General features: G+C 72.5%; 13 protein-coding genes. 2 read left to right on the top strand and 11 right to left on the bottom strand.

Annotated elements, in window-relative coordinates; all coding sequences use genetic code 11:
* Nucleotides 1-48 precede the first annotated feature (48 nt).
* The gene (locus BCF74_RS07285) at nucleotides 49-2,544 is read right to left on the bottom strand and encodes a sodium-translocating pyrophosphatase (protein WP_106297288.1); all 2,496 of its coding nucleotides are present in this window, start codon (nucleotides 2,542-2,544) and stop codon (nucleotides 49-51) included.
* Between the two features lie 279 nt (nucleotides 2,545-2,823).
* Nucleotides 2,824-3,228: an STAS domain-containing protein gene (locus tag BCF74_RS07280; protein ID WP_106297287.1), complete on the bottom strand. Its 405-nt coding sequence runs from the start codon at nucleotides 3,226-3,228 to the stop codon at nucleotides 2,824-2,826.
* A 151-nt stretch (nucleotides 3,229-3,379) separates the two neighbouring features.
* Between BCF74_RS07280 and BCF74_RS07275 the strand changes: the two genes are divergently transcribed.
* Nucleotides 3,380-5,662, top strand: coding sequence for a DEAD/DEAH box helicase (locus BCF74_RS07275; protein WP_106297322.1), 2,283 nt, complete (start codon nucleotides 3,380-3,382; stop codon nucleotides 5,660-5,662).
* Nucleotides 5,663-5,746: 84 nt separating this feature from the next.
* Nucleotides 5,747-6,310 (top strand): hypothetical protein, encoded by a 564-nt coding sequence (locus BCF74_RS07270; RefSeq protein ID WP_177426640.1) that lies wholly within the window; start codon nucleotides 5,747-5,749, stop codon nucleotides 6,308-6,310.
* Between the two features lie 141 nt (nucleotides 6,311-6,451).
* On the opposite strand, the gene BCF74_RS07265 is transcribed toward BCF74_RS07270, so the two are convergent.
* The 9 genes from BCF74_RS07265 to BCF74_RS07225 form a co-directional block, all read right to left on the bottom strand.
* Nucleotides 6,452-6,856 (bottom strand): Rv3654c family TadE-like protein, encoded by a 405-nt coding sequence (locus tag BCF74_RS07265; protein WP_106297286.1) that lies wholly within the window; start codon nucleotides 6,854-6,856, stop codon nucleotides 6,452-6,454.
* 86 nt (nucleotides 6,857-6,942) lie between these two features.
* Nucleotides 6,943-7,305 carry a TadE family type IV pilus minor pilin gene (locus BCF74_RS07260; RefSeq protein WP_106297285.1) on the bottom strand — a complete coding sequence of 121 codons (363 nt, stop codon included), beginning with the start codon at nucleotides 7,303-7,305 and terminating at the stop codon, nucleotides 6,943-6,945.
* The gene (locus BCF74_RS07255; protein WP_106297284.1) at nucleotides 7,302-7,496 is read right to left on the bottom strand and encodes a DUF4244 domain-containing protein; all 195 of its coding nucleotides are present in this window, start codon (nucleotides 7,494-7,496) and stop codon (nucleotides 7,302-7,304) included. The genes BCF74_RS07260 and BCF74_RS07255 overlap by 4 nt, the downstream gene beginning before the upstream one ends.
* A gap of 152 nt (nucleotides 7,497-7,648) precedes the next feature.
* Nucleotides 7,649-7,804, bottom strand: a complete 156-nt coding sequence (locus BCF74_RS17290; protein WP_170070161.1) for a sortase family protein — start codon at nucleotides 7,802-7,804, stop codon at nucleotides 7,649-7,651.
* Nucleotides 7,805-8,110: 306 nt separating this feature from the next.
* Nucleotides 8,111-8,695: a class F sortase gene (locus BCF74_RS07245; RefSeq protein WP_170070160.1), complete on the bottom strand. Its 585-nt coding sequence runs from the start codon at nucleotides 8,693-8,695 to the stop codon at nucleotides 8,111-8,113.
* 208 nt (nucleotides 8,696-8,903) lie between these two features.
* A complete protein-coding gene (locus BCF74_RS07240) occupies nucleotides 8,904-9,509 on the bottom strand; it encodes a type II secretion system F family protein (protein ID WP_106297281.1) in 606 nt (201 codons plus the stop codon).
* The gene (locus BCF74_RS07235; RefSeq protein WP_106297280.1) at nucleotides 9,506-10,237 is read right to left on the bottom strand and encodes a hypothetical protein; all 732 of its coding nucleotides are present in this window, start codon (nucleotides 10,235-10,237) and stop codon (nucleotides 9,506-9,508) included. The genes BCF74_RS07240 and BCF74_RS07235 overlap by 4 nt, the downstream gene beginning before the upstream one ends.
* A complete protein-coding gene (locus BCF74_RS07230; RefSeq protein ID WP_218279215.1) occupies nucleotides 10,230-11,474 on the bottom strand; it encodes a TadA family conjugal transfer-associated ATPase in 1,245 nt (414 codons plus the stop codon). The genes BCF74_RS07235 and BCF74_RS07230 overlap by 8 nt, the downstream gene beginning before the upstream one ends.
* Complete coding sequence (locus tag BCF74_RS07225; RefSeq protein WP_106297278.1) at nucleotides 11,471-12,184, bottom strand: CpaE-like family protein; 714 nt, start codon at nucleotides 12,182-12,184, stop codon at nucleotides 11,471-11,473. The genes BCF74_RS07230 and BCF74_RS07225 overlap by 4 nt, the downstream gene beginning before the upstream one ends.
* Nucleotides 12,185-12,321 lie beyond the last annotated feature (137 nt).

Below are 12,321 nucleotides of genomic sequence, written 5' to 3'. Positions count from 1 at the left end.
GCGGCAGCGGGGCGTATGCCGTCCGCGCGCCGGACGTGGTCCGCGCGCCTAGCGCTGCGTGGGCACCTCGGTCTCGCGCACCTCGGTCTCACGCACCTCGACGTCACCATCGCGCAGCGCGACGTCGTCCACCTCGACGATCTCGTCGACGCGCTCACCGGGCTCGGTGACCGCGCCGGAGTCGGGCGCGGAGGCGTCGAGCTCACCGGCGACGGTGCCGTCGTCGTCGCCGCCGATGGCGAGGTCGCGACGCTTCGAGATCGCGACTGCGGTCACGACGATGACGAACGCGACACCGGCGATGCCGTAGCGGATCGGGGCACTCGCATCTGCACCGATCGTCAGGCCGACGATGGCCGGGGCGATGAGCACCGACACGAGGTTCATCACCTTGATGAGCGGGTTGATCGCCGGGCCGGCGGTGTCCTTGAACGGGTCGCCGACGGTGTCGCCGATGACGGTCGCGGCGTGGGCCTCGGTGCCCTTGCCGCCGTGGGTGCCGTCCTCGACGATCTTCTTCGCGTTGTCCCAGGCACCGCCCGAGTTGGCGAGGAAGACGGCCATGAGCGCGCCGGTGCCGATGGCTCCGGCGAGGAAGCCGGCGAGAGCACCGATACCCAGACCGAAGCCGACGATGATCGGCGTGAGCGCCGCGAGCAGGCCCGGCGTCGCGAGCTCACGCAGCGAGTCGCGGGTGCAGATGTCGACGACCTTGCCGTACTCCGGCTTGGTCGTGCCCTCCATGATCCCGGGGATCTCGCGGAACTGGCGCCGCACCTCGAAGACGATGGCGCCGGCCGCACGCGTCACCGCGTTGATCGCCAGGCCGGAGAAGAGGAACACCACGGCCGCACCGAGGATGAGGCCGACGAGCGTCGACGGGTTCGTCACGACACCCTGCGCCTCGCGGATGACCTCGTTCGCAGCGTCGATCTGCGCCTGCGACAGCTGGGTCGGGTCGATCTCGTTGAGCGCCGACTGCCAGGCGTCGGTGTAGGACCCGAAGAGCGCTGTGGCCGCGAGCACCGCGGTCGCGATGGCGATGCCCTTGGTGATGGCCTTCGTCGTGTTGCCGACGGCGTCGAGGTCGGTGAGGATCTGCGCGCCCTCGCCGTCGACGTCGCCGGACATCTCGGCGATGCCCTGCGCGTTGTCGGAGACCGGGCCGAAGGTGTCCATGGCGACGATGACGCCGACCGTCGTGAGCAGGCCACAGCCCGCGAGCGCGATGAGGAAGAGCGACAGGATGACCGAGCCGCCACCGAGCAGGAACGCCAGGTAGACCGCGCCACCGATGATCGCCGCGGTGTAGACCGCCGACTCGAGGCCGACGCCGATGCCCGAGAGCACGACGGTCGCGGCGCCGGTGAGCGAGGTCCGCGCGACGTCACGCGTCGGCCGCTTGTCGGTGCCGGTGAAGTAGCCGGTGAGCCAGAGGATGATCGCGGCGAGGACGATGCCGACGATGACCGCGAGGATCGCCGTGATGCGCGGGTTGCCCTGGAGCGCCGCCGTCGCCTCGTCGCGCGACTCGAGCCCGGCGAAGGTGTCGGGCAGGTAGAACCACGCCGCCGCGGCCGACAGCACCGCCGCGATCGCCGCCGAGATGTAGAAGCCACGGTTGATCGCCGACAGGGCGTTCTCACCCGGCTTCACGCGCGTGATGAACACGCCGATGAGCGCGGTGACCGCACCGATGGCCGGCACGAGCAGCGGGAAGACGAGGCCGTACTCGCCGAACGCAGCGGAACCGAGGATGAGCGCGGCGACGAGCATCACGGCATACGACTCGAACAGGTCGGCCGCCATACCGGCGCAGTCGCCGACGTTGTCACCGACGTTGTCGGCGATGGTCGCGGCGTTGCGCGGGTCGTCCTCGGGGATGCCGGCCTCGACCTTGCCGACGAGGTCGGCGCCGACGTCGGCCGCCTTGGTGAAGATGCCGCCGCCGACGCGCATGAACATCGCGAGCAGGGCCGCGCCGAAGCCGAAGCCCTCGAGCACCTTGGGCGCGTCACCCTTGTAGAGGAGCACCACGACGGAGGCACCCAGGAGCCCGAGGCCCACGGTCGCCATCCCGACGGTGCCACCGGTGCGGAACGCGATCCGCATACCCCGGTCACGGTCACCCTCGCGAGCCGCGGCGGCCACGCGCACGTTCGCCTTGGTGGCGAGCTTCATGCCGAGGTAGCCGATCGCCGCGGAGAACAGCGCACCGACGACGAAGAAGCCCGAGCGACCGAGCTTGACGCCCCAGTCGGGAGCCGGCAGCAGCAACAGCAGCCCGAAGACGAGCACGACGAAGATGCCGAGCGTCTTGAACTGGCGGTTCAGGTAGGCCGCCGCGCCTTCCTCGACAGCCGCACCGATCGTGCGCATGTTGTCGGTGCCGGTGTCCGCACGCAGGACCTGCTGCCGGAAGACGAACCCCATGACGAGCGCGATCACGGCGATGACCGCGACGGCGATGACGAGGGTGACGTTCGATCCGGTGAGGTCCAGCGTGGAACTCGCCTCGGCGGGTGCGAGCGCGAGTGCAGCCATTCCATCCTCCTTGACGGGTGAATGCGCCCCTGCTCGGCCGCCGCTCGACGGCCTCAGCCCGCAGCAAGCACCGCGGGCGGACGCGCAACGGACCCTACCCGGTGACTCAGGTCACAACCAACGTGAGGGCATGTGACTGCCCTCACGAATCCCTGTGGCCGTGGCGTCACCGCGGTCCCGTATGCCGTCCGTGCGGCTCGCGCTCCGCGCGTGCGTATGCCGTCCGTGCGGCTCACGCTCCGCGCGTGCGTATGCCGTCCGTGCGGCGAGCGCGCAGCGTCAGAGGGTGCCGGTCGGGCTGCGCACGGCCCGGATCGCCGCGGCGTCGGGCTCGGGCAGCCCGTCGCCGGACGCGGCCACGGCAGCCTTGACGGTGTCGTGCACCGGGAGGACCTGGTCGAGACCGGTGATGGAGAACAGCCGCAGGATGCGCTCGTCCGTGCAGACGACGCCGAGCCAGCCGTCGAGGCGGCGCAGCACCTTGAGCCGGCCCACGAGCACACCGAGGCCGGTCGAGTCGAGGAACCCGACGCCGCCCAGGTCGACGACGATCTTGGTGCGACCGGCCGCGATCTGCTCCTCGAGAGCCGACCGCAGCTGCGGGGCCGTGTAGACGTCGACCTCTCCGGCCACCTTGACCACGACGACGTCGTCGCGCTCGGTGGTGGTCACGCTCAGCTTCACGCTGGCTCCTTGCTCGGTTGACTGGCCGGTCCGGCCCCTCCCAGTGCGCCCCGTCCCCGCACCCCCGTGGGGCCAGCGGCTGTCAGAGCACCGGATTACCGTAACCCGCGTGTCGTCATCTGCCGAGCCGAGCGAGCTGCTCGCTGCCCTCATGGCCGGTGAGCGGGGAGCCCGGATGCGGCACGTCGAGCGCATCCCGGCCCGGTCAGCGCAGGTGGCGCAGTGGCCGGACTGGGTGGCCCCGCCGTTGCTTGGGAGCCTCGTCGGCAGCGGGATCGAGCGACCCTGGTCGCACCAGCGTGCGGCGATGGACCTCGCCCACGCCGGCGAGCACGTCGTGCTGTCGACGGGGACGGCGTCGGGCAAGAGCCTGGGCTACCTCGTCCCGTCCCTGTCCGCGGTGATCGACGGCCTCGACGCGCCGAACGGTCGCGGCGCCACCGTCCTCTACATCTCCCCGACCAAGGCACTTGCCGCAGACCAGCTCGCCCGCATCGAGGACCTCGTCCTGCCCGGGGTGCGCGCCGCGACCTACGACGGCGACACCCCGACCGACGAGCGCCGCTGGATCCGCGACCACGCCCAGGTCGTCCTCACCAACCCGGACCTGCTGCACCACTCCTTGTTGCCCGGGCACCAGCACTGGGCGTCGTTCCTGCGGTCGCTGCGTTATGTCGTCATCGACGAGTGCCACATCTATCGCGGTGTCTTCGGCGCGCACGTCGCGTCGGTGCTGCGGCGACTGCGGCGGGTGTGCGCGCGCTACCGCTCCGAGCCGACGTTCGTCCTCGCCTCCGCGACGGTCAGTCACCCGGGCGCCCACGCTTCCCGCCTCGTCGGTATGCCGGTCGCGCCCGTCGAGGAGGACGGCTCGCCTCGCGAGGCCATGACCTTCGCGTTGTGGGAGCCGCCGGTGGTCGACGACGCGCGGCGGTCGGCCACGACGGAGGCTGCCGAGCTGCTCGCCGACCTCGTCGCGGCAGACGTGCAGACCCTGGCGTTCGCCCGCAGCAGGGCCGGTGTCGAGGCGCTCGCGTCGGGCGCTCGCCGCCGGCTCGCGCACGTCGGTGCGGTCGACGACCCGACCGACGCACGACCGGACGTGTCCGCGGACGGCGCGGTCGCGGCATACCGAGGCGGTTATCTGCCCCAGGAACGACGCGAGCTCGAGCGCGCGCTGCGTGAGGGCGCCCTCCGCGGGCTGGCGGCGACGAACGCACTCGAGCTCGGCGTCGACGTGAGCGGGCTCGACGCCGTACTCATGGCCGGGTGGCCCGGGCGCCGAGCGAACCTCTGGCAGCAGGCGGGACGAGCGGGCCGGTCCGGGCGGGAGTCGCTCGCCGTGTTCATCGCCGCGGACGACCCGCTCGACACCTACCTGCTCGACCACCCCGAGGCCATCTTCGGGGCGCCGGTCGAGACGACCGTGGTCGACCCCGCGAACCCGCACGTGCTGGCGCCGCACCTCGCGGCGGCGGCCCACGAGCTGCCCCTGACCGAGGCGGACCTGCCGATGTTCGGCACGGCCGCACGCGGAGTGCTCGACGTCCTCGTCGCCCGCGGAATCCTCCGGCGTCGCCCCACCGGGTGGTACTGGGCGCGCGAGGACCGACCCGGCGACCACGTCAACCTGCGTGGCGCCGACTCGACCGTCTCGATCGTCGAGCGACGCAGCGGACGGGTCGTCGGCACGATCGACGAGGCGTCCGCCCACACGCAGGCACACACCGGTGCGGTGCACGTGCACCAGGGCGACACCTATGTCGTCACCGACCTCGACCTCGACGCGGCGACCGCCACCGTCGTGCGAGGCGACCCGGGCTGGTCGACCTTCGCGCAGTCGCAGAGCAGCTTCCAGATCCTCGGGACGCAACGGGTCGAGCAGTGGGGCGAGATCGAGGTCTGCTTCGGCTCGGTCAAGGTGACGACGCAGGTGACGTCGTTCCTCCGGCGCCTGCCCTCGGGTGAGGTCATCGGGACGCACCCGCTCGACCTGCCGGAGCGGGCGCTCGTGACGCGCGGAGTGTGGTGGACGATGCCGCTCGACCTGCTCGAGGAGGCCGGCATCGAGGAGGCACAGGTGCCGGGAGCGGCGCATGCGGCCGAGCACGCGGCCATCGGGCTGCTCCCCCTCGTCGCGACCTCGGACCGCTGGGACGTCGGTGGCGTCTCGACTGACCTGCACCCAGACACGGGCAAGCCGACGATCATGGTCTACGACGGCTATCCCGGCGGGGCCGGCTTCGCCGAGCGCGGGCACGCCTCCTTCGCCGAGTGGGTCGAGGCGACCCGGGACGCCGTGGCGCGCTGCGCGTGCGAGCGCGGTTGCCCGTCGTGCGTGCAGTCGCCCAAGTGCGGCAACGGCAACGAGCCGCTCGACAAGGCTGCAGCAGTGCGCCTGCTCGACCTGGTGCTCATGTCTCGACCGGCCTGAGAGCCCCCTCACCTGCGGATATGGGACGGAAACGCCGGTGGCGCAACCACGCGCCGGGGCCCATCTGACGCTAGCCTCGGAAGGGTGATCATCCTCGGACTCATCCTCGTACTGGCCGCCATCGCAGCAGCGATCCTTCTCGTCGAAGGTACCTCGCAGCTCACCGACGGAGTCGACATCGACGTGCTCGGTGGGACGATCAGCCTTCCGCCGCTGGCGCTACTCATCACCGGCGCCGCCGTCATCAGCCTCTTCTGGCTCGGCTGGGTGCTCATGCGCTCGGGCATCAAGCGGGGCAAGCGTCAGCGCCGTGAGGCCAAGGAGGCCGCGGCACGCGCAGAGCAGGAGCGCCTCGACAACGAGCGCCGGATGCAGGAGCAGTTCGCCCAGCGTGAGCGTCAGCTCGCTGAGGAGCGCCGCCGCGCCGACGAGGAGAACGCGACCCTGCGGCGAGAGAGCGACCAGCGACTCTCGGAGCAGCAGCTCTCGACCGAGGAGGCGCGCCGTCGCGCCGAGGTCGCCGAGGCTGAGGCGGCCCGCGGTCGGCACGCCACCGACGCCCGTGGCGACGGCGCCTACGGTGACGGACGCGTCCAGGGGGACCCGCGTCAGGGCGACCCGCGTGACCCCGGCGACCGCCGCCTCTGACGTCACCGCACCACCCACGACGGAGCTGCACCCGGCGCGCGCCGGGTGCAGCTCCATTGTTGAGGCTGCAGTTCCATTGTTGAGGCTGCAGCCCAGTCGTTGAGGGCGCCGCTCAGTCGTCTCCATCGTTGAGGGTGCCGCTCAGTCGTCGGGGAGTCCCGGGTCCATCGTGGGAGGTGCCGGGCCCGCGCGGGCGGAAGCCGTGGCCCTGTCCGGCAGGCCGGGCCAGCTCACGCGCAGACTCGTGCTGACGCGCACCCGCACCGTCTCCCCCGGCTCCACCGCACAGTGGTCGAGTCGGGCCGCGTTGCGCGTGGCGAGCTCCGAGGCGCGTCGGCAGGCGTCGCCGCCCCCTCCTGTCTGCTGCAATGCCGTGGCGCCGGCGAGGGCTGCGAAGTCCGCCGCCGCCCGGGCCCTGTGGGTCGCGACGGCCACCCCACCCAGGACGAGCGCGGCAGTGGTCAGCACGAGCACCAGCCCCGCGCAGGCAACGGTGAGAACCGTCCCCGAGCCGCGCTCGCCCGCCAGGTGGGAGCCGGGTGGCACGGTGCCGACCTCTCGCCAGGTGCCGGCCTCTCGGCAAGTGCCGGCCTCTCGCCTGTCGGGCACGCCCCTGGCACGAGGAGCGAGCCTCACGGCGAGGGCTCCTCAGGCGCTGCGCGGGCGGTCCCCCGGGGCCGGAGACCGATCCCGAGTGACTCGAGCAACGGGGGTGGGTCGGCTGTCACCGTGACGGTGACGTCGTCAGGCATGACACGCACCTGGACCGTCGCGCCAGCGGGAGCCTGCCCGGCAACCTCGGTGCGGACCCGCTCGACGGGCTCGCCACGCGCCAGCAGTCGGGCCCCGGTGCGGGCCGCGTCGACGCAGCGCAGCTGGTCCGTCACCGCCCCGACCGCCGAGAGGGCGATCGTCGTGACGAGGAGGAGGGCCGGCATGGCCACGGCGATCTCCGCCGTGACCATGCCGTCCTCGCGGAGGCGCCTGTGGCTCATCCACCCGTCCCGAGGGCGGCGGTGATGACCTTCGCCAGCGCCGACTTCACGGGACCGGACTTCACGACGACCATGAGCACGGCGGCGAACGCGCACGCGGCAAGCGTGCCCACGGCATACTCGGCCGTCGTCATGCCGGCCTCGGCGGACTCCTTCAGGTGCGTCCAACGACGCGAGAGACGTTGTGTCACAGCGGATCTCCTCGAACGGTGCAGGGCCGTTCCCTGCTTCGTGGAGAGTCCACCCGGGTCACGTCGGACCGCGCCAGCCCGAGTCGCGCCGGCTGTGGACGACGGAGCGCGACCGGCGCCCCTGTGGACGACGCGGCGTGCTCAGTTCGGGGTCAACGCGCCTCGGCGATGACGACGAAGTTCGACACCCGATGACCGTCGGCCCGGTAGCCGCCGTCGTCGTCACACGTGATGAGGGCGATCCGCCGGACGCTCGAGTTGGCTCCCCAGACTCTGGAGTCCTGGCTCACCGACTCCTTCGTGGCCACCCGGGTCGCGGTGACGGTGTAGGTGCACGCGAAATGGTGATGGGCACGATCTCTCTCCTCCTCGCGGTCCGGCACACGCCGACCGCGATTGCTCGTGGTGGGTGGCCCTCGTGTGTGGACCGAGCGGGAGTGGTCATCGCGACCGGCGCGACCTCCACGTCTCAGTCGAGGCTCGTTCCCAGCCCCAGGGCGCCGCATTCGCGGCGCCAGAAATATGGCCCCGTGGAACTAGGTTCTCGTGACCCGGAGGATTCAGGCTCTGCCGTTGACCAGCGCACATGGAGGCGAGCCCCCGGGAGCGACGGCTCAGGCGGCCTCGGCGATGGCGACGAAGTTCGAGACGCGATGCCCGTCCGGTCGGAAGCCCCCGTCGTCGTCGCAGGTGATGAGCGCCAAGCGCTTGGTGTCCCTGTTCTCGCCCCAGACCCCGGGGTCGGTGGAGACCTGCTTCTTCGTGGCGACGCGGGTCTCGGTGACGGTGTAGACGACCTTGGCGCCGGTCGCGTCCGTCACGCTGACCGTGTCGCCCTTGTCGAGCTCCTGCAGGTCGACGAACGGCCCGGCCTTCTTGCCCTCGATGACGTGCGCAGTCACGACGGACGTGCCGACCTCGCCGGGCAGCACCCGGTCGTAGCCACGGACCCAGGCCACGGCGCCGGCCGGTGGGCTCACGACGTTGTCCTTGGCCTCGACGGCCACCAGCTCGGCCGACACCTTGATCGACGGCACGGACAGCCGGATCGGCTCGACGACCGTCGGCGAGGACGGAGTGGCACCCCGCGTGACCGGCGCGGTCTGCGTCACCGCCGTCGGGCTCGTCGACGTCCGGGGGTCCGCGTCGCCGCTGCCGCAGGCGCCGACGGCCAGCGCCGTCGCGGCGACCACGCTCACGGCGCCTGCTCGATGGAGCAGGCGCCGCACACCACCCCTGCGCACATCCCGGTTCATGCCCCTATGAGAACACCCCGCTGTATGCCGTGCGCGGGCTCGGGTGAATCACTCACCTCCTTCACAGGTTGGGGTCAACTGCCACCCGCGCGGGTTGGGGCAAGCAGGTGCCCGCGCGGGTCAGGGCCAACCGGTGCCTGCGCAGGTGGGGTCAGCCGAGACCGAGCCCGGACCGAGCCAGGTGGAGCACGATCGGCACCACGGTCGTCCCCGCGAACCCGGGCAGGAAGCAGGTGCCGAGCGGAAGGACGAGCAGGACACCGGCGCGTTGGACGGCAGCTTCGATGCGGTGCGCCTCGCTGCGCCGCAGTCGTTCGGCGGCTGCGAGGACAACGCCCGCAGGGGCCGCTCCGGAGCGCTCCGCCGCCTGCCATGCCACAGCGGCTGGGCGCCACCACGGACCCACGTGGGACCACGCTTGACCGCTGTCCTGGCCCCACCGGTGTGCGCTGGCGACCACCTTGAGCTGCTGCCCGACGACACCACCGACCTGCGGTGCGACGGCCTCGAGGGCCTCCACCGGCCCCAGTCCCGCCCGCATCACCAGGGCACACAGGACGAGAGCGTCCGCCGCCTCATCGACAGTGGCGGCAGGCACGCGAGCCTCGCCCGGGGTCGTCCCACGGTCGTCGGCATCGGGCACGGGGCCGGCGGGCCGTCCGTCCCCGCCTCCGGCCGACACCGCAGCGACGTCCGCCGGCGAGGGCCAGAGCACCACCGCCGTGATGATGCAGATGAGGACTGCGAGGACCGTCACTGCACCTCACCCGCCCGAGCGGCGCGGTGGAGCAGCATCCGCGACCACCACCACCCCAGTCCCGTGAGCAGGAGCCCGACCGCGGTCGCCCCGAGCGCCACCGGTTCGCCATAGACCTCGGTGACGGGCAGTCCCAGCACCATCGCGACGCCAGGGCCGGTCAGCGGCAGGAGGGTAAGCAACCACATGGATGCGCGCGGACCCGCGAGCAGGACGGTGCGTCGCTCCGTCGCCGCGGCCCGTTGACGCAGGACATCGGCTGCAGTGCGCGCGGCGGGAGCCGCTGCCACACCGAAGTGGTCGGTGAGGTGCCATGCCGCCGCCAGGAAGGTGAGGTCGCTGTCGGCCCGCGCCACCGTGCGCAGCTCCGCCGAGAGCGGGCCGACCCCACTCTCCGCGCGAGTGACGGCGCTGTGGATCTCCCGCCACCGAGCGCTGTCACCGGAACCCGAGACCTCGCAGGCAAGGCGAGCAGCGGAGGTGGCCGGAAGACCGGCGTCGAGGCCGACGGCTGCGAGCTCGGCGAAGTCGGCCACGTCGCCGGAGCCGGTCGAACCCGTCCGACCGGGCAGCCGCACCTCTCGGCCAGCCAGTTCGCGCACTCGCGCCCGCCACTCCGAGGGCGCTGCGCCCACTCGCGGGGTCAGGTCGCGCGGCCAGGGCCACAGCAGGACGCTGATCACGAGAAGGAGCAGCGGCACGAAGGCTGCGCCCAGTGCCTCAACCATCGTGTCCTCCGGGACGTCCGGACGGGACTGCGCCAGAGCCAGCGCCCCCGGCGCCAAAGCCCGCGCCCTCACTGCCAGAACCGCGCCCGGAGTGACCGACCCCGCGAGAGCAGCCGTGGCCGGCAAGGAGCCGATCGAGCGCCTGCGCGCCCGGTCCGACGCGCACCCGCCCGGTGGTCGCATCCACGTCGAGCGCCGGATCGACGACCACCTCGGATTCGGACCAGCGGGTCACCCCGAGCCCGCTCACGACACGTCGTGGACCGACGCGCCGGACCTCGATGACCACCTGCACGGCACCGCGCAGCTGCGCATGCAGCGCCTCTCGACCCAACCCGGCCAGCGCGCCCAGCGCCTCGAGCCGGGCCGGGACCTCGGCCATGCCGTTGGCGTGCACCGTGGCCGCTCCCCCGTCGTGGCCGGTGTTGAGCGCCGCCAGCATCTCGCGCACCTCGCCGCCGCGGACCTCACCGACGACAAGCCGGTCCGGCCGCATGCGCAACGCCTGGCGGACGAGGTCGACCATCGTCACCGACCCGGCGCCCTCGACGTTCGCCCCGCGCCCTTGGAGCCGGACGACATGGGGGTGGGCCGGGTCGAGCTCGCGGACGTCCTCCACGACGACGATCCGGTCGCTCGGCGGACATTGGCTGAGGAGCGCGCCCAGGATCGTGGTCTTGCCGGCGCCGGTGCCGCCCACGACGAGGAACGAGCATCGAGCATCGACGACCAGCCGCAGGGTCCGGGCCATCTGGGCATCCACGGCCCCCAGCGCGAGCAGCCCCTCGACTCCCGCCGGCTGGTGCCGGGGGACCCGCAGGCTCAGATGCGTGCCACCCTCCGCGAGCGGCGGCAGGATCGCGTGCAGTCGGACGCCTCCGGGCAGGACTCCGTCGACCCACGGCTGGGCGTCGTCGAGACGGCGCCGGGCCAGGCCCGCGAGCCGGGTCGCGAGTGCCCGAGCCGCCGGAGCCTCGAGTACGAGGTCGGCCCGCTGCATCCCGTCACCTCGGTCCACCCAGACCGCACCGTCCCCGTTGACGACGACATCGGTGACCGACGGCTCCCCCAGGAGTCCCTCGAGCGGCCCGAACCCCAGCACCGCCGACCGCAGGCGCTCGCCCTCCGCGGCGGCACCGACCGAACCAAGCTCGACGACGTCGGCCGTGAGGCCGGCGATCACCGACGCGTCCGGTGGGGTTCCGGCGCGGATGAAGTCGTCGATGCTCGCGCTCACGCAGCCCTCCCGTCGAGCCACTCCACGAGGTCGACGACGACACCGTCCGCGGTGTCCCGCAACGGTCCTCGCAGCCCCGGCCACTCCCCGCGCTCGCCGTCACGGACGACCCTGGAGTCGTCGCGCAGGTGCGCGAGGTGCGGAGCGATGTCCGCGACGACATCGAGCAGGTCTTCGGTGAGCCCCCGCGCCCCCCGGGTCACGAGCCCGACGCCGGCACCGACGAGGCCAGCCGTGACCGCCTGCGCATCCGCGAGCTGGCGGGCACGCAACCCGGCCACGACGTGGACCGCAGCCGGGTCCAGCTGCTGCAGCATCCACTCCGCCAGAGGCGTCCCCGGCACCGCGTCGACCACGACGGGGACCGCGCCGGCCAGCGACCCCAGCACATCGCGCACCACCGACTCCGCGACCTGCGGCCCCGTGCCCGAGGCCGACAGCAGAGGGACCTCCCCGCGGGGCAGCGCCGCCACGAGCCGCTCCGCTGACGTGGTTCCCCGCAGCCGGGCCAGGTCGGGCCAGCGCAGCCCGGGCACGTGCTCGGTCCCGCACGTCATGTCGAGACCACCCCCACCGACGTGGGCGTCGACGAGGACGCACTCACCCAGGTGGACCGACAGTCGCCGCGCCACGGCCGCTGCCCAGGTCGAGGCGCCCAGCCCACCGCTGGCGCCGTGCACGATCACGACAGGAGTCTTCGACGAGGTCATGCCACGAACCTGCCGGGCGCACGGGCCCTGCCGCCACCTCACGCAGGTCGCCCTGTGGACGACGCGGACGGCATACGTCGCCTGTGGACAACGCGCGTGCGGAACGCCCCGTACATAGGCGACGGCCCCGGTCGGGG

The sequence above is a fragment of the Knoellia remsis genome (genome assembly GCF_003002895.1).
Classification (GTDB): Bacteria; Actinomycetota; Actinomycetes; order Actinomycetales; family Dermatophilaceae; genus Knoellia; species Knoellia remsis.
This window is presented reverse-complemented; position numbering and strand designations above follow the sequence as displayed.

What these genes read in the sequence shown, in the direction of transcription:
- BCF74_RS07285 (WP_106297288.1), bottom strand. Translation starts at nt 2,544, where the DNA reads ATGGCTGCACTCGCGCTCGCACCCGCCGAGGCGAGTTCCACGCTGGAC.
- BCF74_RS07275 (WP_106297322.1), top strand. Translation starts at nt 3,380, where the DNA reads ATGGCCGGTGAGCGGGGAGCCCGGATGCGGCACGTCGAGCGCATCCCG.
- BCF74_RS07260 (WP_106297285.1), bottom strand. Translation starts at nt 7,305, where the DNA reads ATGAGCCACAGGCGCCTCCGCGAGGACGGCATGGTCACGGCGGAGATC.
- BCF74_RS07235 (WP_106297280.1), bottom strand. Translation starts at nt 10,237, where the DNA reads ATGGTTGAGGCACTGGGCGCAGCCTTCGTGCCGCTGCTCCTTCTCGTG.
- BCF74_RS07225 (WP_106297278.1), bottom strand. Translation starts at nt 12,184, where the DNA reads ATGACCTCGTCGAAGACTCCTGTCGTGATCGTGCACGGCGCCAGCGGT.